Annotated in this window: 20 protein-coding genes; 15 read left to right on the top strand and 5 right to left on the bottom strand. The window is 66.8% G+C overall.

The window, feature by feature from the left end; translation table 11 throughout:
- The first annotated feature begins 18 nt into the window (after window positions 1-18).
- Entirely contained in the window at window positions 19-357 is a 339-nt protein-coding gene (gene trxA / locus AB0F51_RS39310) for a thioredoxin (protein ID WP_360288911.1), read from the top strand.
- 708 nt (window positions 358-1,065) lie between these two features.
- Here the strand turns inward: trxA and AB0F51_RS39305 are convergent.
- The 3 genes from AB0F51_RS39305 to AB0F51_RS39295 are packed head-to-tail and all read right to left on the bottom strand — an operon-like array spanning window position 1,066 to window position 2,644.
- Window positions 1,066-1,488 (bottom strand): Asp23/Gls24 family envelope stress response protein, encoded by a 423-nt coding sequence (locus tag AB0F51_RS39305; RefSeq protein WP_360288909.1) that lies wholly within the window; start codon window positions 1,486-1,488, stop codon window positions 1,066-1,068.
- On the bottom strand, window positions 1,485-2,063 hold the full coding sequence (locus tag AB0F51_RS39300) for a hypothetical protein (RefSeq protein ID WP_360288907.1): 579 nt from the start codon (window positions 2,061-2,063) through the stop codon (window positions 1,485-1,487). The genes AB0F51_RS39305 and AB0F51_RS39300 overlap by 4 nt, the downstream gene beginning before the upstream one ends.
- A complete protein-coding gene (locus tag AB0F51_RS39295; RefSeq protein WP_360288905.1) occupies window positions 2,054-2,644 on the bottom strand; it encodes an RNA polymerase sigma factor in 591 nt (196 codons plus the stop codon). The genes AB0F51_RS39300 and AB0F51_RS39295 overlap by 10 nt, the downstream gene beginning before the upstream one ends.
- Before the next feature lie 362 nt (window positions 2,645-3,006).
- On the opposite strand from AB0F51_RS39295, the gene AB0F51_RS39290 reads away from it, so the two are divergent.
- The 9 genes from AB0F51_RS39290 (at window position 3,007) to AB0F51_RS39250 (ending at window position 11,221) form a co-directional block, all read left to right on the top strand.
- The gene (locus tag AB0F51_RS39290; RefSeq protein WP_360288903.1) at window positions 3,007-3,486 is read left to right on the top strand and encodes an Asp23/Gls24 family envelope stress response protein; all 480 of its coding nucleotides are present in this window, start codon (window positions 3,007-3,009) and stop codon (window positions 3,484-3,486) included.
- A complete protein-coding gene (locus AB0F51_RS39285; RefSeq protein ID WP_360288901.1) occupies window positions 3,483-3,791 on the top strand; it encodes a hypothetical protein in 309 nt (102 codons plus the stop codon). Before AB0F51_RS39290 ends, AB0F51_RS39285 begins: the two co-directional genes overlap by 4 nt.
- A 70-nt stretch (window positions 3,792-3,861) precedes the next feature.
- On the top strand, window positions 3,862-4,044 hold the full coding sequence (locus tag AB0F51_RS39280) for a hypothetical protein (RefSeq protein WP_360288899.1): 183 nt from the start codon (window positions 3,862-3,864) through the stop codon (window positions 4,042-4,044).
- Complete coding sequence (locus tag AB0F51_RS39275) at window positions 4,037-4,447, top strand: Asp23/Gls24 family envelope stress response protein (RefSeq protein WP_360288897.1); 411 nt, start codon at window positions 4,037-4,039, stop codon at window positions 4,445-4,447. The genes AB0F51_RS39280 and AB0F51_RS39275 overlap by 8 nt, the downstream gene beginning before the upstream one ends.
- A complete protein-coding gene (locus tag AB0F51_RS39270) occupies window positions 4,444-4,974 on the top strand; it encodes a DUF6286 domain-containing protein (RefSeq protein ID WP_360288896.1) in 531 nt (176 codons plus the stop codon). Before AB0F51_RS39275 ends, AB0F51_RS39270 begins: the two co-directional genes overlap by 4 nt.
- Window position 4,975: 1 nt before the next feature.
- On the top strand, window positions 4,976-5,551 hold the full coding sequence (locus AB0F51_RS39265) for a hypothetical protein (protein ID WP_360288894.1): 576 nt from the start codon (window positions 4,976-4,978) through the stop codon (window positions 5,549-5,551).
- Between the two features lie 461 nt (window positions 5,552-6,012).
- Entirely contained in the window at window positions 6,013-6,573 is a 561-nt protein-coding gene (locus AB0F51_RS39260) for a hypothetical protein (protein WP_360288892.1), read from the top strand.
- Window positions 6,574-6,890: 317 nt separating this feature from the next.
- Window positions 6,891-8,351 carry an SGNH/GDSL hydrolase family protein gene (locus tag AB0F51_RS39255; RefSeq protein ID WP_360288890.1) on the top strand — a complete coding sequence of 487 codons (1,461 nt, stop codon included), beginning with the start codon at window positions 6,891-6,893 and terminating at the stop codon, window positions 8,349-8,351.
- Between the two features lie 608 nt (window positions 8,352-8,959).
- Window positions 8,960-11,221, top strand: a complete 2,262-nt coding sequence (locus AB0F51_RS39250) for a discoidin domain-containing protein (RefSeq protein WP_360288888.1) — start codon at window positions 8,960-8,962, stop codon at window positions 11,219-11,221.
- 763 nt (window positions 11,222-11,984) lie between these two features.
- On the opposite strand, the gene AB0F51_RS39245 is transcribed toward AB0F51_RS39250, so the two are convergent.
- Complete coding sequence (locus tag AB0F51_RS39245; protein ID WP_360288886.1) at window positions 11,985-12,923, bottom strand: DUF1996 domain-containing protein; 939 nt, start codon at window positions 12,921-12,923, stop codon at window positions 11,985-11,987.
- Between the two features lie 240 nt (window positions 12,924-13,163).
- On the opposite strand from AB0F51_RS39245, the gene AB0F51_RS39240 reads away from it, so the two are divergent.
- Both AB0F51_RS39240 and AB0F51_RS39235 read left to right on the top strand, forming a co-directional pair.
- On the top strand, window positions 13,164-15,308 hold the full coding sequence (locus tag AB0F51_RS39240) for a discoidin domain-containing protein (protein ID WP_360288884.1): 2,145 nt from the start codon (window positions 13,164-13,166) through the stop codon (window positions 15,306-15,308).
- A gap of 20 nt (window positions 15,309-15,328) precedes the next feature.
- The gene (locus tag AB0F51_RS39235; RefSeq protein WP_360288882.1) at window positions 15,329-16,348 is read left to right on the top strand and encodes a LacI family DNA-binding transcriptional regulator; all 1,020 of its coding nucleotides are present in this window, start codon (window positions 15,329-15,331) and stop codon (window positions 16,346-16,348) included.
- 34 nt (window positions 16,349-16,382) lie between these two features.
- Here AB0F51_RS39235 and AB0F51_RS39230 read toward each other — a convergent pair whose 3' ends face one another.
- Window positions 16,383-17,402: a LacI family DNA-binding transcriptional regulator gene (locus AB0F51_RS39230; RefSeq protein ID WP_360288880.1), complete on the bottom strand. Its 1,020-nt coding sequence runs from the start codon at window positions 17,400-17,402 to the stop codon at window positions 16,383-16,385.
- Between the two features lie 139 nt (window positions 17,403-17,541).
- Here AB0F51_RS39230 and AB0F51_RS39225 point away from each other — a divergent pair, with 139 nt between their 5' ends.
- Genes AB0F51_RS39225 through AB0F51_RS39215 form a run of 3 tightly spaced genes read left to right on the top strand, consistent with a single transcriptional unit; the run spans window position 17,542 to window position 20,765 of the window.
- Complete coding sequence (locus AB0F51_RS39225; RefSeq protein ID WP_360288878.1) at window positions 17,542-18,891, top strand: sugar ABC transporter substrate-binding protein; 1,350 nt, start codon at window positions 17,542-17,544, stop codon at window positions 18,889-18,891.
- A gap of 6 nt (window positions 18,892-18,897) precedes the next feature.
- A complete protein-coding gene (locus tag AB0F51_RS39220) occupies window positions 18,898-19,869 on the top strand; it encodes a sugar ABC transporter permease (protein ID WP_360288876.1) in 972 nt (323 codons plus the stop codon).
- Window positions 19,869-20,765 (top strand): carbohydrate ABC transporter permease, encoded by an 897-nt coding sequence (locus AB0F51_RS39215; RefSeq protein WP_360288874.1) that lies wholly within the window; start codon window positions 19,869-19,871, stop codon window positions 20,763-20,765. Before AB0F51_RS39220 ends, AB0F51_RS39215 begins: the two co-directional genes overlap by 1 nt.
- Window positions 20,766-20,770 lie beyond the last annotated feature (5 nt).

The raw sequence follows: 20,770 nt of genomic DNA, 5'->3' as shown, positions 1-20,770 counted from the left end.
CCCTGGAGAAGCCTGATCATGAGCGAGACGATGAACGACATCACCGACGCCGAGTTCGACCAGACCGTCCTGACGAGCGACAAACCCGTCGTCGTCGACTTCTGGGCCGAATGGTGCGGCCCCTGCAAGCAGGTCACCCCGATCCTCGAAGCCCTCGCCGGCCAGCACGGCGACAAGATCACCTTCCTCAAGATGAACATCGACGAGAACCCTGCCACCCCCGGGATGTACGGCGTGATCAGCATCCCCACCATCGACGTCTTCGTGGGTGGCGAACTGGTCAAGTCCATCGTCGGCGCCAAACCCAAGGCCGCACTGCTCAAAGACCTCGCCCCGTACGCCGATCTCGACACCTGACCTGCTTCAACAAAATAAACGTTTGACCCGTCCGGCGGTGCAGCCGCTCCGAAGTACAGATGTAAGCCAAACCCCACTGCTTCAAGGAGACACCATGGACTACCACAGCGGCCTCAACATCGTCGTCGGCCTCTACGTCGAGATCAGCTCGCGCTGGAGCGGCCACGGCGGCTGGAGCCACGGGCTGCTCGGCATCTTCAACTGACCTGACACCCGCAATGGTCCGCCGCGGACGAGCGCGGCGGACCAGCACCACCTAGCACCAGATGCCCTCCACTCAACCGTGGAGGGCATTGTCCTGTCCCCTGTCATGCCCGGCGCCGTCAGCGCCGGCGACTACCGCGAATCGTGCCCAGAACCGGGACCCCGCCGCAGCGCCAACGCCGCCTGCTCATAGCCAGTGTGCGCACCGACCGTGCTCGACCGAGACCCACACGACAGATATACCCGGCGGGCGAGCTGGCGACGCATGTCGACGTCAGGCATCGGCACCGCCATCGCAGTGGCCGGAAACCGGCACCGATCACCTCGACCACCGTCGCCTCGGCTGGTCGGCGATCACCCACCAATTCAGTCGCGAGAGCGAGCAACGCGGCCCAGTGCTGGTCACAGATGGCCCCTGCGGCCAACTCGGCATCGACCGGTCTGGCGGTCGCGGGGCTTCTTCCCCTGCCAAAACGTCCTGAGCATCAGCACGGCTCCTTAGCATCACGGTCCCCTCTCGGCCGCAGGTAGTGCTCGGCCGGGTTCGAGGGCGATCTCGACGATGTGGATCTGGACTTGGGCGGGTTGGCCGGTGACCGCCGCCACCGCGGCCGTGACGGCTTCGTGGACTGCTTCTCCTATCTGAGCAGCGTGGTAGTCGATGCTGACCACGATCCGTACGTCGATCCGGAGCAGCTCCCGGTTCGCATCGAGATCAGCGTCGACGCCGGCGATGTCGGGCAGCGCCTTGCCGGTGGCCTGGGTCCAGGCCTGGGCGACGAATTGCCGTAGTAGTCCCCAGACGCCGGGTTGGAGCCGTACGACGCCGGGAACCGCTCGGGTGGCCGTCGCGGCGGCCTCGGCTGCCCGGATCTCGGTCAAGAGGTTCGGCGGCACGAGTCTGCCGGGTGCCCAGGGAGCGCTCATCGTGAGTCCTCCGGCCGGTCGGGGTCCATCCACACATCGGCGACCTCGAAGTCCAGCATCTCGAGGTCCAGTCCGATCCGTTCGGGCAGAGCGGCGGCGACCCGTCGGCGGGCTTCGTCCAGGGCACTGACCTGGCCGGCCCCGAAGCGCAGTGAAACAGACATCCACACCCTGACCGACCGTGGATCATCCGGGGAAACCTCGATGCGGCACCGGTGCGCGCGGATCCCCTCGACGCCGTCGACCGCGTACCGCAGTACGGCGGCGAGCGCGTACGTCGAGATGTCCACCTGCGCCGTCCGGCTTGGCAGCGGGATCGCATGTCCCAGGCCCAGATCGGCCCGGACCGCGGTCATGATCTTGTCCAGGAACCCAGCCGGCGGTTCGACAGGGTCGTCGATCAACGCCCGGGTCGCTTCGGCCAGCTCGTCGAGGCTTGCCCGCGCGGTGGTGCAGTGCGGGCAGTTCAGGGCGTGGTCGGTGACTCGGCCGCCCTCCAGGTCGTCCCACACGTCCTCGACACTTCGGCCGCACGGCAGCGGATGTCCGGCTTCCTGAGTGGGCATCATCTCCATGGCTTCATCACCTCCGCTAGCTCTGCTCGTGCTCTGGCTATTCGTCCTCTGACCGCTGTCGGGGTCGTATCGACCAGGTCGGCGATCTCCTGGTACGACCGGCCGTGCACCTCGCGCAGCAGCCAGCAGGCTCGCTGCGGTGGCGGCAACTGGGCCAGCGCGAGCGTGAGAGCCCTCATCGCTTCACTATTGTGTACGGCGCGAGCCGGGTCACCCTCGACGTGTGTCTCGACGGGTGGGTTGTGATCGTCGAGCTCGTCGACAGGTTTCCGGCGCTGGATGATGGTGAGGCACCGGTTCGTCGCCGCGCGGTAGAGCCAGCTGCCGAACGCGCTGTCGTGCTGGATCTCCGGCAGCCGGCGCCACGCGGTCAGGAACACTTCCTGGGCAACGTCTTCGGCTTCGCCGCTGGCGCCGTTCAGCATCCGCAGGCACAGCGAGTAGATGCGCCGTTGGTAGCGGCGGACCAGCATCTCGAACGCCGCCGGGTCCCGGTCGCGCGCTCTGGCGACCAGGGTCGCCTCGTCCAGCTCGACCAGTCCCTGGGCCCCGGCGACCACCGACGTTCCCTGGAGCGCCACCGGTGTCCCGGCTCCTGCAGGGTCTGCGGCCGTCACCGATGTCCTCTCTTCCAGCTGCCCGGGATCGGGCCGATTGAAGTAATGACGACACCACCATCGCAGACGTCACGGTACCGCCCGGATCAGCCCGGTGAGGGTGGTCACACCCCAACCCGCCGTGACATCGGCCTGCCCGCTGTCGTCTTCCCATCAGCACCACCGCACCACTTCTCGGAAGTGACCCATGAGCATCACGAACGGATGAAGAACCTCGTTCAGGTGAGGCCACACTGGCAAGTTTGGCCACAGAACGTGACGAACCATCCGAATCCGTAGTCACAACGAACACCCACCACACCGCCCACGAAGCAAAGGACGATCCGATGACGCAGACCACCACCTCCACCGGTACCGCCGGCCGGCCGGCCGCCAAGGATCTGGTTGCCGACGGCAACCTCAGTGGTGCGCAGGGCAAGACCACGATCGCCGACCAGGTCGTCTCCAAGATCGCCGGTATCGCGACCCGCGAGGTCAGCGGCGTCTACGCCCTCGGCGGTACCGCCGCCCGCACGGTCGGCATGATCCGCGACCGGATCCCGGGCTCCAAGACCAACCTGTCCCAAGGTGTCACGGTCGAGGTCGGCGAGACCCAGGCCGCGATCGACCTGCAGATCATCGTCGAGTACGGCGTCAGCATCGTCGACCTGGCCACCGCCATCCGCCGCAACGTGATCGGCGCGGTCGAGCGGATGACCGGGCTGGAGGTCACCGAGGTCAACATCGCCGTCAGCGACATCCACCTCGAAGGCGAAGACGACACCACCGACACCGAGCCCGAGCCCGCCGAGCGCCGCGTCCAGTGACCGTCCCGACCGACGCGGTCGAGCGACAGCCGGATCTGTCCGAACTGGTCGCCGCCGCGGTCCTCGCAGTACCGGGAGTCGCAGCTCTGCACGGCGGTGCCTTCGGTGAGGTCGCCACCTACCTGCCCGGCGCGAAGATCGCCGGCGTACGGATCACCGACGACCGGATCCAGGTTCACCTCGCCGTTGCTGCCGGCTACCCGGTGCATGACCTGGCCGACGCCGTGCGGGCCGCGGTTCGGCCGTTGGCAGGGCAGCCGGTCGACGTGACGATCGAAGACGTCGTACTCCCGAGCCCCATCTGATCATCCACCAGCACACACCCCGCAGTACCGGCACCGGGCATCGAGCCTGGACCACCCTCTAGGAGAACTCGTGAACACCTCGACCATCGGCCTGTTCACCGGCCTGCTGATCGCCATCGCCGCGGCCGCCGGCGGTTTCATCGGCTTCCTCCTCGCCATCGTCCTCGGTGCCGTCGGCTTCGCCGTCGGCAGCTACCTGACCGACGGCACCAAAGGCCTGGACGACCTGATGTCGCGCCGCGGCCGTGGCTGACACCGCCACCCTCGCGCCGACCGGTACGCCCGGGACCGAGTCCGCAGTACCGGACGACGGGGCCGGTGACCGGGGCCGGCTGGAGATCGCCCCGAGGGCAATCGAGCGGATCGCCGAGGTCACCGCACTCCAGGCCCGCGGTGTGCTCCGGCGGGAGGCGACCTTGGGACGCGGCCTCCCCAAGGCGAAAGCACAGCTCGCGGGGCAACGGGTCGGGCTCGTCGTCGAGCTGGCGGTCGAGTGGGGCTACCCGCTGGCCGAACTGGCCGCCGAGGTCCGCGGCCGGGTCACCCGAGCGGTCACCGACCTGACCGGACTGGGCATCGACGCGGTCAGCATCGACATCTCCGCCGTGGAACTCCCCAGCACCGCCAACCCCGCGAACCCGAGGAGGGTCGGATGAGTAGCACCCCCGCGAAGAGGCCGGTCGCAGTACCGGCTGCCGCGACCGTCGGCGTTCTCGCAGCCCTCGCCGTCACTGCTGCCGGCGTCGTCGCGATCCGCGAAACCCTCCTGGCCGCAGACCTCATCACCGGTACGTCGTGGCTGCAGTGGGTTCTCGGCAAGGCCGAAGTACTCAAGCCTGCCGGGTGGATGACCCCGGCCGGTACCGCCGCCGTACTGATCGGCCTCGTCGTCCTGGTCGCCGCGCTGAAACCGCGCAAGACGACCCACCTGGCCGTCGGCGACTCCGGAGTGTGGATCCGGAGCCGCGACGCCGCCCGTCTGGCCGGCGACACCGCCACCAACATCGACTCCGTCATCTCGGCCTCCGCCAAAGCCAAAGGCCGCAAGCTCCGCGTCACCGCGGCAGCCACCGGCGACACGGTCCGGGTCCGCGACGAGCTGACCACCGCGATCGCGCAACGCCTCCAGACCGTCACGCCGCAACCCCGGATCCATACCCGGGTCACCGTCGAGGAGCACTGACATGCGCCGTGGACTCATCGCCTTCGACCGGCTCGCTGCCGTCGTCCTCGCCATCGTTCTGATCGCGGCCGGAGCTGCCGCACTCGCCTGGCGCCACGACCTCATCCCCGACGCGACCGACCGGCTCGAAATCAACGGACTCGCCGAACTCCCGCAGGCGGCATGGTGGCCCTGGGCAACTGGTGTCGGCGGAGTACTGCTGGTTGTCCTCGGACTCACCTGGCTCGCCCGGCACCTTCCGCGCCACGGCACCGGCCGGCTACGTCTGCCCGGCAGCGACGAAACAGGGCGGCTCACCGCCGACGCGAACGCCGCCGCCGGCGCCGCAGGACACGTCCTCGCCCAAACTCCCGGAGTCCGCAGCGGATCCGGGCGAATCGTGCTCGACCGCGGCCAGTTGGTCGCCGAGATCACCGCCACCCTCGAGCCCGGCGCCGACCTCGACGCAGTACGAGCCGCAGCCGAGCAGACCGGGCAAGAACTCCACCAGGTAGTCGGCCGCGACGACCTGCACCACCGCATCGAACTACGCGTCGCGCGCCACGCCAAGCCCCCCACCACCGCCCGCGTGCACTAGATCCGCACACCACCAACCCAGGCCTGCTTCGGGCCGGTCGATCACCAGGAGATGCTGCCAGCCGGCGGCCTCGGTGGCGGGCGTTTGCGCCGAGGCCGCGCTGCTACGGGAACGATGCGCAGGTGAGTCTGAGCCATCGCGGTGCGCCAAGGTGCTCTGCCCCACCGTCCTGTCCGCACGGCTGGAAACATCAAACCGCTGGGTCATTGAACATCAACAAGTCTCAGCATGTGAGTGGATGACGCTTCCCGCGATCTAACCCTGTGTGACGCGGGAAGGCTCCGAAGTGTTCGCCAAAACGGTGGACGGGCGCCTGCTACTGGTGGCTAATTCGTCGAGGCCCCAGCGAAGCGTCATGACGCGACATAGGAGACACCCACGTGTCCGCACCGCCGACCACCCCCTCTACTCCTGCGAACCCGACCCCTCCGCCACGTAGGCGCGTCACAGGACGCCAACTCATGATCGGCGCGGCTGTGATTGCCGCAATCGGCGGCCTGCTGGGCGGCATCGCTGCATTCAGTAAGGACGAGCCCGCCCAGAAGACCGACGACAATACCAGCAGCGTCGGCGGCGACGGCTGCATCGCGGTTGGCCCGAATAGCCAGTGCAGCACCAAGCTCAACGACGTGCTCCGCGATGGCAAGATCAGTGATGCCGACTTCAAACAGAAGCTCGCGCCGACCTCGACGGCGCCACCGACAGGCAACGGCCCGTACCTGTTCGTCGTCATCGACACGGCCGACCTTGGCCTCAAGGTGCGGTCGGGCCCTCGTGCAAAGGACCAGCAGATCGGCACCAGCGCGAACCGAACGGTGGTGTGGGCCGACTGCGAGCAGAAGTCGGACTTCGATCCCGACCCAAGCCTCGACACGGGTCCTCGCTGGCTGAAGATCCACTGGCCGAACAAAACGCCCGGCGGGCAATTCTTCAACTCCGAGCCAGGCGCCCCGGCCCAGGGCTGGGTCCACCGCGGGTATGTCATCCCGGCTGGCCACAACGGCAACATCAAGCCCTGCTGAGGCGTGCGAGCAACTGGATAGATCGACGAGTAGATCGCCGTCAAGGACGGCTCGACAGACGACGCGGCGACCCTGGCCAACCTGATCGGCCCACTCTGCTCGACCAGGCGCTCGCCCAGATGGACTCGAGCCGGCACCGCCAGTACATCCGGCTTGTCCAAGTCGTGACGCGGAAGGTGAAACGTTCGGCCCTAGCACGCGATATCTCACCTGAGGGGACGGGGGGACGCTCGGTGACCCGAGCGACCGGACGCGATGGCGTGTCCGGTCCGTGCCGTCATCAAGCGAGGGTCAGTGATGGCCCTTGGGGGGACTTCATGAAGGCAACAATCGCTTTGGCGGTATTGGCCTGTGCGGCTGCATCGCTATCTGTGCCGGCGACCGCCGGCGCGGCAACGCCGGATACGCCGACGTCGATCACGGGCGGCGTGGCGCAACGCGCTGTGTCGAGTCCCAAGGAAGTCTTCTTGGACCGGACGTTCGATTTCACGGCCCTGAGTGGGCCGGTTCTGCTCGCCGGCAACGCAGAAGGCACCGCGCAGTTCTTCGTCGACGACGAGATTTCGTTGACGATCACCCGTCCCAATGGCTCGATCGCCACCTTCGCCAAGAACTTCGAGTTCCAGCCGCCGACGGACCCCATCGACATCTCGGCGTATGTGGATCCCGGTGTCAATTCCGTCCACGTCATCCTCCGTGACACCTTCGGTGACGTGCTGAGTGCATCGCCGATCTGGATGGTCAACAAGGATTCGGTCTCTCCCGAGCCGGGGTACGTCGCTCTCGGCGATTCCTTCGCGTCCGGTGAGGGCGCGAATGACAAGCACTTCGAGTTGGGGACGTCGTTTCCGGAGCCGGGCGTTCCCGGTGGCACTACCGGCTGCCACCGCTCCTCGACGGCCTGGTCGCACCTGGTCGCCGATCAGGCGCTCAAGTCCGGCCTGGTGACGAAGGTCGACCACGTCGCCTGCTCGGGCGCGGTCGCAGACGACCTCTACGCGGAGAACTTCGACTACCAGCAATATGGTGAGAAGGAGCCGGCGCAACTCGACTTCGTGCGCAAGAGCACCGTGCTTGTCACGCTCTCGATGGGCGGGAACGACGTCGGTTTCGCGGACATTCTGAAAGACTGCGTTGCACGTCCGAGAGCGGGGCTACCCCGCTGGGGCTGCCGTAAGCCCGGACGGCAAGCCAACACCCTTGCCAGCAAGATCCCGACCTTGACGACCGGATTCCCGGTCCCCCATCGATCGGTTGACCCCACCTCGCTGGCCGACATCTACACCGACATTCTCAAAAAAATGTCTCCGAACGGCACGCTCATTGTCGCCGGCTACCCGCGGCTCTTCGCTGAGAGCAGGAACCTCTACGCGGAGTGGACCCTCGACGGGGCCGCTTGCAGGGTCGGCAGTCGCGGTTTTGACCTGACCGTGAGCCACCGAGACGCCATGTGGCTCAACGGCATCGCCGACCAAGCCAACGAAGCCATCCGCAAGAACGTCATCGCTGCCAACGGGCTGTTGCAAGGAACCCCCGCAGCTCGCATCAAGTACCTGCCTTCGAGCGGCAACTTCACCTCGCACCGGGTGTGCAGCGGTAGTTCGTGGATCAACGGCGTCGAGCTGAGCAGTCCGAGCAGAATCCAGCTACCGGTGGAGAAAAAGCAGAGCTTCCATCCGAAGAAGCAGGGGCAGACGGCCTACTACAAAGCTGTCTGCGGCGCCATCCCCACCAACGGCCGGCCGGAGTACACGTGCGCCTCGAAGCAGGTGCACTGATCACGCCGATGGCACAGGGAGTACTGCCGTAAGACCAGCGGGAAGAACTAGGGACTATCTGGGCAGATGCACACGGTCAGCGGCGATGACTCTTTGGCCAGATCCCGCAATTGCCACCCGGTGGACAAGTCGGCGTCACCGGCCAGAGTTAGCACTACCCGACTGTCGGTGACCCCTGCTGCGAATCGTCAGCCCCACCTAATTTCCTCCTCGTCTTCACGCCACGGGTTTCTCGGCAGATCTGGCACGGAGTTCGATGCGACGGTTCCCAGCCTCAAGACGCGAGGCCGGGAATCGTCGCGACCGCCGATTCGACGGGTGGGCGCAATGAAGGAACCATCGCTCCAATGCCAGTTGGAGCATGTCCATACCGATGACGAGGGTCTCCGGGTGGCCGGCCGGGCGTGCCCGGTCCGCGCGGGTGCCGCGAGTGCGAGTGGAGGTGGGACCACTGCTGCGACGAAGTTCCGGAACTGGGCTGAGGGAACGTTCCCTTGACGGTGGGCGGGTCACCGGTCAGGCTCTGAGAGAGCGCTCTCTCTCCTGCAGGAAGCGGTCCGATCCCGGGCCGCTGGATGCCGCCCCGTCCTCTCCTGATTGGTGCCGCCATGTCCAGATCCAGACGGCTGTCCGCCCTAACCTTCGCTCTCGTGCTGGCCTCCGCCTTCGTTGTCGCTCCTGGCGGCGGCAACGCCCAGGCGGCCCAGGCCAGCCCCCTGACCACCCAAACCGCCCGAACTCACCAGGCCGCGCAAGCTTGTGGCAGTACGAATGTCGCGCAAAACCGCCCCGCGACGGCTTCATCCGTCGAGAACGGCGGAACCCCGGCCTCTGCGGCTGTAGACGGCAATCCCGGTACGAGATGGTCGAGCGCCTTCGCGGATCCACAGTGGCTCCAGGTGGATCTAGGTTCCACCCAGGCCATCTGCCAGGTCGTGCTGAACTGGGAGTCGGCGTACGGGCGGGCCTTCGAGGTACGGGTGTCCGACAACGGCACGAGTTGGAGCCCGATCTACTCGACCACCTCGAGCACCGGTGGCACGCAGACCCTGGATGTCGCCGGCAGCGGGCGGTATCTGCGGATCCACGGCACTCAGCGCGCTACCGGCTGGGGCTACTCACTCTGGGAGGTGGCCGTGCGGACCAGCGACGGTGGATCCGGGCCGGTCGTACCGCCGACAGATCCGCGCAACCCGGACTTCGGTCCGAACGTGGACGTCTTCAGCCCGAGCACGCCCCAGGCCGAGCTGCAGAACCGGCTGAACGTCATCTCCGCGCGCCAGCACACCAACCAGTTCGGCTCCGAGCGCTACGCGACGCTCTTCAAGCCCGGCACCTACACCGCGGACGTCAATCTCGGCTTCTTCACCCAAGTGGCCGGTCTCGGGCTCTCGCCGGATGACGTCAACCTCAACGGCCACGTCCGGGTGGAGGCCGACTGGCTGCAGCAAGGCGACAATCCGAACAACCTCGGCAACGCCACCCAGAACTTCTGGCGCTCCGCCGAGAACCTGGCCGTCACCACGCCGCCTGGGCAGATCGAACGCTGGGCCGTCTCGCAGGCAGCGCCGTACCGCCGCATGCACCTGAAGGGCGCACCGGAGATCCAGCTCTGGAACGGTGGCGACGGCTGGGCCAGCGGGGGACTGTTCGCCGATACCAAGATCGACGGCCGGGTGGTCTCCGGCTCGCAGCAGCAGTGGTTTTCCCGGAACTCGGAGTTCGGCAGTTGGGCCGGATCGGTCTGGAACATGGTCTTCCTCGGGGTCAACGGCGCACCGCCGCCGCACTTCCCGAACCCGTCTCACACAGTCATCGGTCAGACGCCGGTGATCCGTGAGAAGCCGTTCCTGTACGTCGACGCCACCGGCAGCTACCGCGTGTTCGTGCCGGCCCTGCGTCCGAACACCGCCGGCACCAGCTGGTCGAACGGACCCGCCGCGGGTTCGTCGATCTCGCTCAGCGAGTTCTACGTGGTCAAGCCTGGCGCGCCCGTCGCGACGATCAATGCCGCACTGGCGCAAGGGAAACACCTGTTGCTGACTCCTGGCGTGTACCACCTCGACGACACGATCCGAGTGACCCGCGCCAACACCGTCGTACTCGGCCTGGGCCTGGCCACGTTGCAGCCCGACACCGGCAAGGCCGCCCTGACGGTCGCTGACGTGGACGGGGTCAAGCTGGCCGGTCTCCTTGTCGACGCCGGCCCAGTGAACTCGCCCGTGCTGATCGAGGTCGGCCCGGCCGGCTCGACCGCGAACCACGCGGCGAACCCGACGTCGCTGCACGACGTGTTCGTCCGGATCGGCGGCGGACCCCAGGTCGGCAAGGCCACCGTCAGCCTGCGGGTGAACAGCAACAACGTCATCGGTGACCACCTGTGGCTGTGGCGCGCGGATCATGGCAACGCCGTCGGCTGGGACCTCAACACCGCCGCCAACGGATTGGTTGTCAACGGCAACGACGTGACGATGTACGGCCTATTCGCCGAGCACTACCAGCAGTACGAAACGCTCTGGAACGGCAACGGCGGCCGAACGTACTTCTATCAGAACGAGATGCCGTACGACGTGCCGAACCAGGCGAGTTGGAGCAGCGGCCCGGGCACCCTCGGGTGGGCCGCGTACAAGGTGGGGGACAGCGTCTCGACCCACGAGGCCTGGGGCGTCGGCGTCTACTCGTTTTTCCAGACGAACCCGTCGATCGTCGCCAGCCGCGGTTTCGAAGTACCGGACAAACCCGGCGTCCGCTTCCACAACCTGCTGACGGTGTCACTCGGCGGCGTCGGCACGATCAATCGGATCATCAACAACACCGGAGGCACGTCGAACACCACCACCCAGGTGAACTATCTACCCAGCTATCCCTGATCCACCCGGGCTTGGGCGGCCGTTCCGACGGCCGCCCAAGCCCGCCCTTCGACCAGCGACGCAGGACTGGTCTTCACCGCATCACCGTCCGGGGTAGAGGAGGCGGCAGGTGGCCTTGTCGTTCGGGCGCATGTGCGCGGGCAGACCGGGCACCTGTGCAGGTGGGGCGGTGCGCTGAGCCAGCGGCCGGCATCAGCAGCGCGCCGATCTCGCCGACTGCTCCGCCATAGCCGCGGCGCACGGTTCCGTCCAGGATCAGGCCGGCGCCGGTTCGCATGCCGGCCCAGGACGTAGACGATGTCGTTCGCGTCCTGGACGCGCCTTCCAGCGTTCGGCGACCGCGGCGAGCTCGCAGGTCTCTCCCACGGGTCGGAGCGTTTCGGACCGCGCGTAGCGGCCGAGGGCACTCCCCCGACGATTGGCCGGTCAGCACCCGCAGCAATTTCTTGTCCGTCATCCTCCGTGAAGCCGTGTAAGGCCACGGCTGGCCACAGATGATGCAGCGAGTGCCAGCCCCACGCACCGATCCCGCACCGCAGTGCCGCCAGGATGCTGCGGAACTGTCGGCCGCGGTGACAGCCGCCGGACGGGCTTGCTCGACGCCCGATCCGAGGAGCGTGACGGCGACGAGCCCGGACGCGGCCGCTGCTCGGCGCATCCGGGCGTGACTGTAGTTTTGCCGTTTGCCGTTTGCCGTTTGCCGTTTGCTGTTTGCCGTTTGCTGCGGTGCCGGCGGGACTTCTCCGGCACCGCAGGACGATCGTCAGATGGTTGGTCGGCCGGGGAGGCGGTAGTTGTCGCCGAGGATCTGGCCCCGGTCGGGCTTGTAGAGGTCGAAACCCTTCGAGTTGCACTGGAGTCCGCCGTTGATGCAGTGGCTCACCAGGGCTGCCAGTGTCGGCGGGTCCCAGGCGTTGAAGAAGTCGTAGTGCCAGGAGTAGCCGCGGCCGCTGGCCAGTCTGATCTGCGACATGTCGCCGTCGGCCGGGAACGCGATCTTGAACTCGAGCATCGGTACTGCGGCTGGGTGGCTGCCTGGGCAGGCACCGTTGACGGGGTAGGCCATGTGGCTCTTGTGGTCAGGCGAGTCGAGATTCTTCCCGTCCCAGCAACTCGGAGCCTGGTAGCGAATGTTGGCCTGCGTACCGAGCGGGCAGTTCGCCGGGAAGTCCCAGTTGTGGGCGCTGTTGCCGCACTCCCAGCCCTCGACGGCGCCGGGAGCGGTACGGAATCCGTCCAGCGTCGCGCTCGGGCTGCCGACCACGAACCGGATGCCCGGTGGGAACGGACGGACGTCCTGATACCGCAGGATGCCCGACTTGTAGTAGATGGTCTGGTGCCAGGTCTGGACGATCGGCTGGCTGCCCCGGAACATCGTCGGCCACCAGTACGCCGAGAGGTCGTCGGGGTTGAGGCAGGTGGTCGCGCCGGGGCCCGCGGCCGTCAACGAGTTGAGCGTGGTCGCGGCGTTGGTCGTGGTGTTGCCGGCGAAGCTGTGATCGTGCGAGGCGCCGGGCAGGTTGGGGAACACGATCGGATCGTCGGTCGCGCGGTGATGCACCGTGCAGTTGACCTGGAACTCGTGATGCGTGACGAGGTCGTCGGCCTGCGCCACCGATCCGGTGATGGCGGTCAGGGCTGAGGCGATGGTGACGGCGGCCAGGCCGCCTGCGGACAGGGCTTTGGTCCTTCTCTTGAACACGGAGCTCCTCCTGTCGGGGGATTTCCGCGGGGCGTCGAATCGGGCAACCCGCGGCGGGACGTCGCGGGAGAGCGCTCTCTCACACAGCGTCGATCGGGGCCGCGGTGGTGTCAAGGCCCGGCCGGTTCCGGAACCGGCGGAGCGTAACGAGGCGTTGACAACCGGTCTCGGCACCGTGACGATCAGAGCGCGAGAGAGCGCTCTCTGACCCCGCCCCCGCTCTCTGTGAAGGAGTACCCGATGGATTTCGCGACCCGTCGCGTCCGTTCGGCAATTGCTCTCGTCACCGCAGTCGCCGTGGTCCTGCTCGGCAGCGCAGTACTGACGGCTCAACCCGCGCAAGCGGCAACCCTGCTGTCCCAAGGCCGCCCGGTGGCGGCTTCGTCATCGGAAGGCGCCGGTACTCCGGCTACGGCCGCTGTCGACGGAGACCTGAACACCAGATGGTCCAGCAACTTCAGCGACCCGCAATGGCTCCAGGTAGACCTCGGTGCGACCGCTGACCTCAGTCAGGTGGTACTGCGCTGGGAAGCGGCCTACGCAACGGCGTACCGGATTGAGGTCTCTAGTAACGCGCAGGACTGGAGTTCCGTCTACAGCACGACCGTCGGCAAGGGCGGTACCGAGACTCTGAACGTCACCGGCAGTGGGCGCTATGTGCGGCTGTACGGGACCAAGCGTGTTGGCGGGTACGGCTACTCGCTCTGGGAGTTGCAGGTGCTCGGTACTGGTGGTGGGCCGCCGCAGGGCAGTGGCACCGTGCGGATCGCTGGTGGCCAAGGGAACTGGCAGTTGCTCGTCAACAACGCGCCATGGCAGGTCAAGGGCCTCACCTGGGGACCGCCGGCCTCCGAAGCAGGCGCACGGCTGCCCGGGCTGAAGGCGATCGGCGTCAACACTGTGCGCACGTGGGGCACCGATGCGTCGTCCAGGCCGCTGTTTGACGCTGCGGCTGCGAATGGCATGCGCGTGGTCGCGGGCTACTGGCTCCAGCCTGGTGGTGGACCCGGCAGTGGAGGTTGCGCGAACTACGTGACCGATACGACGTACAAGGCGAACGCGCTCGCCGATATCCGCCGCTGGACCACGGAGTACAAGGATCACCAGGGTGTGCTGATGTGGAACGTCGGCAACGAGTCCGTGCTCGGCCTGCAGAACTGCTACTCCGGTGCTGAGCTCGAGCGGCAGCGGATCGCTTATACGACCTTCGTGAACGAGGCGAGCAAGGCGATCCATGCGATCGACCCGAACCACCCGGTCACGTCCACCGATGCGTGGACGGGCGCTTGGCCTTACTACAAGCAGTACACGCCGGACCTGGATCTGCTGGCGGTCAATTCGTACGGCAATGTCTGCCAGGTGAAGCAGGACTGGATCAATGGCGGCTACACCAAGCCGTACATCCTGACCGAGGCTGGACCGGCAGGCGAGTGGGAGGTGCCCAACGACGCGAACGGCGTACCGGCTGAGCCGACTGACGTGCAGAAGCGCGACGGCTACCTGCGGGCGTGGAACTGCATCGTCGGGCACACCGGGGTCGCGTTGGGCGGCACACTGTTCCACTACGGCATCGAGAACGACTTCGGCGCTGTCTGGTTCAACTTGACGCCGGGCGGAGAGAAGCGGCTCTCGTACTACGCTGTCCGGCAGGCCTTCGGCGGCGCGGGCGGCGGCAACACCGCTCCGGTGATCAGCAGCATGACCCTGAGCCGTACGACGGACGTCCCGGCCGGCGGAACGATCACTGTCAACGTCAACGCGTCTGACCCTGATGGGGACCCGCTGACGCATGAGTTCAAGGTCGGCGGCAAGTACATCGACGGCAGTGGCGCATTGGTCGGTACGCCGTTCAGCGGGAGCGGGCCGTTCACGGTGACCGTGCCCGAGCGGCTGGGTGTGTGGAAGCTCTACGACTATGTGCGTGACGGCAAGGGCAACGTGGGTATCGAGACGAGGTCCTTCCGTGTGGTGGCTCCGCCGGTGCCGGGCACGAATGTTGCCCGGGGCAAGGCGGTGACGGCTTCGTCGTACCAGCAGGTGGGGAACGGCGCGCCGTACCCGCCGTCGAACGTGACGGATGGCAACACCACGACTCGCTGGGCGAGCGACTGGGCGGATCCGCAGTGGGTGCAGGTGGATCTCGGTACGGTGATGTCGTTCGACCGGATCCAGTTGATCTGGGAGGGGGCGTTCGCGCGGTCGTACCGGATCGAGGCTTCCGACGATGGGAACAATTGGCGGCCGGTCTACTCGACTGCTGACGGGAACGGTGACGTCGACAATCTGGCGACGGGCGGGTCCGGGCGCTATGTGCGGCTGACTGGGACTCAGCGCGGTACGGGCTTTGGTTATTCGCTGTACGAGTTCGGGATCTATCGGCAGTGACCCAGCTACGATCCGGTGGCATGACGAGCAAGCGGCCGCCGACCCTGGAGGATGTCGCCAGGGCGGCGGGCGTCTCGCGCGCCACCGCGTCGCGGGTCATCAACGGCGTGGCGACGGTCGACGAGGCGATGCGGTCGAAGGTCGCCGCGGCGGTGGTGGCGACCGGGTACATCCCGAACACGGTGGCGCGGTCGCTGGTCACGCGGAAGGCCGGGGCGATCGCGTTGGTGATCTCGGGCTCGGACGGCTCCGCGGAGCAGGTTCTCGGCGACCCCTTCTTCGGCCGGGTGGTGTCCGGTGTTGTCAGGAGTTTGCTGCCGCGGAAGGTGCATCCGACGCTGGTGCTGGCCGACTCCGACGCGGCCCGGGCGGATGCGGTGAGCTATGTCCGGCAGGGCAAGGCCGATGGGGCGCTGCTGGTCTCGACTCATTCCGATGACACGTTGCCCGGTCTTTTCGTGGATGCGGGCATCCCGGCTGTTCTCTTTGCGAGACCCGGCCGGGATGTCCCGATCAGCTACGTCGATCTGGCCCACGAGCAAGGCGCTGCGCTGGCGGCGGATCGGCTGGTTGCGCGCGGTTGCCGCCGAGTCGTGACGATCGCCGGACCCAGCGACGTACCGGCCGCTCAGGACCGCCTGACCGGTTTCCGCCAGGCGATGGCCCGGCACGGACAGGCCTACGTACCGGTTGCCAAGGGCAACTTCACGCTGGAGAGCGGCGCGCGGGCGATGGCCGAGTTGCTGGCCGAGCACCCCGACCTCGACGGCGTCTTCGCCGCCAACGACCTGATGGCCGCCGGCGCCCTGACCATCCTCCATCAACACCACCGCACCGTCCCCGGCGACGTGGCGGTAGTGGGCTTCGATGACAGCGAACCTGCCCACTTCACCCACCCCCAACTGACCACCGTCGCCCAACCCGTCGAAGAAATGGCCGCCGAAATGGCCCGCATCCTCCTCACCCACCTCCAAGACCAAACCCACCGCCCCACCTCAGCAATCTTCGACCCCCACCTGGTCATCCGCGGATCAGCCTGAGCCACCAGAGACCGGCGGTCAGGGGGTGATCCCGCTAGTGCGGGCGGCCGGCTGTGCTTTCGCGGACCACCAGGGAGAAGTTCGAGACGGTGTCCTCGATCGCGAGGTCGGTTTTGCTCTGGGCGCGGGCGAGCAGCCGGGCTACCGCGGTTTCGGCGATCTGCCGTTTGTCTGGCGAGATCGTGGTCAGGGTGGGTGTCGAGTAGCTGCCCTCGTCGATGTCGTCGAAACCGGCGACCGCGACGTCCTCCGGCACCCGCAGGCCCGCGTCCAGCAGGACTCGGATCGCTCCCTGGGCGAGCAGATCCGTGGCGCAGAAGACCGCGTCGGGGCGAGGTCCCGCTGCGTCCAGCAGGCTTTGCATCGCGATCATTCCGTCCTTGCGGTGATAACCGGCGGTCGGCACGATCAGCCGCTCGTCGACCTCGAGCCCCGCCGCGGCGAGCGCCTCGCGGTAGCCCGTGGTGCGGAGCCGGGCGATCTCGGAGCTGGGGCGATGCTGCGTACCGATGAAGGCGATCCGGCGACGACCGAGCTCGGCCAGGTGGGCCGTCGCGACCCGGGCGGCAGCGACGTTGTCGATGCCGACGTGATCCACCAGGCCCTGGCTGGAGCGCTCGCCGAGTAGCACGATCGGTGTCTTGTCGCGCCGCTGCTCCAAGTCACCGCCGCCGAGGGCGACCGGGCTGTAGATGAGGCCCTCGACGAACTGGCTGTAGGTGCCGTTCACGACCGCGAGCTCCCGGTCCCGATCGCCGAGGGTCTGCATGATCATCACGGTCAGGCCGTGGTCCTGGGCGACCTCCACCACCAGCCGAGCCAGCTCGGAGAAGTACGAGACGTCGAGCTCCGGCACCGCCAGCCCGATGATCCGGCTCCGCCCGCTGCGCAGGCTGCGGGCGGCGTGGTTCGGCCGGTAGTCGAGCTCCTCGATCGCCTGGAGCACGCGGGCCCGTACGTCGTCACTGACGTGGGGGTAGTCGTTGATCACGTTCGAGACGGTCTTGCGGGCCACACCCGCACGTGCCGCAACATCGGCCTGGGTGACCGTCATGGGCTGCTCCTACTTCTCGGGCCGGACTGAACAAACCCTAACTCTAGTCTTTACCACGTGGCAGGCCACGTGGTAAAAATCACCGGAAGAGCCGCGATCGACCGAACGACGGGACGCGGCGGATCCCCTGGAGGACTAGATGAGAATCTCTCGACGGCGCCTGGTGCCGATCGGAGTGGCGACGGCCTTGTCCCTCGCCGCCGTCACCGCGTGTTCCAACACCAGCAACTCGGCCGGCGACAAGTCCGACACCCTGACCATCTCGGTCTGGGGTGTGAACGAGGACATCGACAGCATCAAGGCGGCCGCCAAGGGCTTCGAACAGGCCAACCCGTCGATCAAGCTCAAGTTCAACAAGACCGACTGCGGCGCCGACTACGCGGCCTGCAAGACGCTGATCGCCGGCAAGAACATGTCCGACGTGCTGGTCACCGGCAGCTGGAACCTGAACGAGATGGCGAACGACGGCGTACTGGCCGATCTCACCGACAAGATGTCCGCCGACGGCGTCAACTCCGCCGACTTCGTCCCGGTCGTGATCGAGTCCGACAAGGCGGCCAAGGACGGCAAGTACTACGCGCTGCCGATGGGCTACAACGTCCAGTCCCTGTTCTACAACAAGACCATGTTCGCCAAAGCCGGTCTCAAGGAACCGGACCCGACCGGCAACTACACCTACGAAGACCTGCGGGCCTGGTCGAAGAAGCTCACACTGGATGCCGCCGGCAACACTGCGGAGAGCCCGAAGTTCGACCCGAAGAAGATCGTCCAGTGGGGTTACTACAACCGCATCGCGATCCCGTCGGAACCTGGCTACTCCCCTGTTCTGTGGGCCCACGGCGGCGGGCTGCTCGGCGGTGACAAGCGCGACCAGTGCGAGGTCGAGAAGCCCGGCACGATCCAGGCGATGCAACTGCTCCAGGACATGATGTGGAAGGACCACACGGCGGTGACGCCGCAGATGGAGCAGCAGACGCCCGGCTACCTGCGCTGGATCCAGGGCAAGGTCGCGATGCAGCAGGGTTCGCACGAGCAGGTCACGATCGCCGCGCAGCAGAACCCGAAACTCCAGTACGACATGGCCGCGCTGCCGAAGGGCCCGGCCGGCAACGCCACGCTCATCCAGGTGCACAGCTGGGCGGCGTACGCGAAGTCGCCGAACGTGGACAACGCCTGGAAGTTCGTGAAGTACATGGCCACCGAGGGCGCCGGCAAGCAGATGGGCCTGATCCCGGCGTACAAGGACGTGGCGAGCGGCCCGGCCTTCCTGCAGGCGCCTGGTGAGCCTGCCCACCTGAAGGAAGCCCAGCTCGATCCCGCGAAGTGGCCGCTGGCCCGGACGAACATCGACCCGACCGGCCAGCTCGGGACCGTGCTCGGCCAGGACGGCATCGGGCCTGCGTTGACGAGCCTGATCACCAACAAGAAGTCCGCGGCGGAGGCGCTCAAGGGCAGCTGCGCCAAGGTCGACAAGATCCTTGGATCCTGAGCAGCGATGCAGACACCACGTGACTCGCGGCGGCACAACCCGCGCCGCCGCGAGGCGGGCACCGCCCTCCTGTTCCTGCTGCCACAACTGATCGGACTCGTCGCGTTCGTCGGGCTTCCACTCGCGGTCTCGCTCTACTACTCCTTCACTCATTGGGATCTGGTGGCGCCCGCGCCAACGTGGATCGGCTTCGACAACTGGACACACCTGCTGGACGACGAGCGGGTTCCGAAGGTGTTGTGGAACACCGTCAAGTTCATCCTCACCGGCACCACCAGCTTCCTTCTCTTCTCGTTGCTGGCGGCCCTGATCGCGTACCGGCCGCGGCGCGGCGTCGCGGTGTACCGGGCCCTGCTGTTCCTCCCGTACGTGCTGTCGCAGATCGCCGTCGGCATCGTCTGGCGCTGGATGCTCAACACCGAGTCCGGCCCGATCAACAACGCGGTCGAGCTGTTCGGCTTCACCGGACCTGAATGGTTGCTCGATCCGGGAATGGCGATGCCGTCGATCGCGCTGGTGACCACCTGGCAGGGCCTTGGGTACGGCATGACGCTCTACATCGCCGCGCTGCACGGCGTGCCGGATGCCCTTCCGGAGGCCGCGAAGATCGACGGAGCCAACGCCTGGCAGCGGTTCCGGCATGTGCTGCTGCCGATGATCTCGCCGACCGTCCTGTTCCTGATGGTGACGTCGCTGATCGGCGCCCTGCAACTGTTCGACCCGGTGGTCGCCATGACGGCGTCCGGTGGCGGTATCGCAGCGGCGGGCGGCCCGGAGGATTCCACTCGCACGGTGGTCCTCTACATGTACAACCAGATGTTCAACTACAACGAGCGCCTGTCCGGCCTGGGGTACGCCGCCGCGATCGCGTGGGTGCTCGCGTTGCTCACCTTCCTCCTCACCCTCGTCCAGTGGGCATTCAGCAAACGCTGGGTCTTCTACGCCGGTGAGACCACCTCGACGAAAGGCGGCCGGTGATGACCGTGACCGAACCGATCACCCGGTCCGTTCCGCCGGCCACCCCGCCCACCAGACCCAGCAGCCCGGTCACCCGGAAGCGAGCCAGGGCCGGTGCCTACCACACCGCGATGACCGTTCTCGTCATCCTGTACATCCTGCCGGTGCTGTGGGCGGTGTCGATGTCCTTGCGCACCGACGCCAACATGTTCGACGTCGACCAACTGATCCCGCACCCGATCACCTTCGACCACTACGCCAATCTGTTCGCCATCCTGCCGGACTTCGGCCGGTACGTCGGGAACACCGTGCTGATCGCCGTCGTCGGCACGGCCGGCACCCTGCTGTCCAGCTCACTGGCCGGCTACGCCCTGGCCCGGTTCACCTTTCCGGGTCAGCGGGCCTTGCTGATGGTGATCCTGCTGACGTTGATGGTGCCGGCCCAGGTGACCCTGATTCCGCAGTACGTGATCTTCCGGAACCTCGGCTGGATCGACACGCCGCTGCCGATCATCGTTCCGATGCTGTTCGGCAGCGCCCTGCCCACCTTCTTCTTCCGGCAGTTCTTCCTCACCCTGCCACGGGAACTGGAAGACGCGGCGGCCGTCGACGGCGCGGGCCGCTGGCGGACGTTCTTCTCCGTGATGGCTCCGCTGGCCGGACCGGCGTACCTCGCGATGGGGCTGCTGACCTTCGTCCAGCTGTGGAACAGCTTCTTCGTCAACTCCATCTATCTGCAGGACCAGAGCCAATGGGTTCTGACCCAGGCGTTGCAGAGCCTGGTCGGCCGCTACAACAGCCAGTACGGCGAAATCATGGCCGGCGTCACGCTCGTCTCGCTGCCCATCATCGTCGGCTACATCTTCGTCCAGCGCTGGGTCGTGCGCGGCATCGCCTTCAGCGGCGTGGCCAACTGAGAAAG

Source organism: Kribbella sp. NPDC023855 (assembly GCF_040639475.1).
In the GTDB taxonomy this organism is placed as follows: domain Bacteria; phylum Actinomycetota; class Actinomycetes; order Propionibacteriales; family Kribbellaceae; genus Kribbella.
Note: the sequence above shows the minus strand (reverse complement) of the source record. Positions and strands in the feature narration are given on the sequence as shown.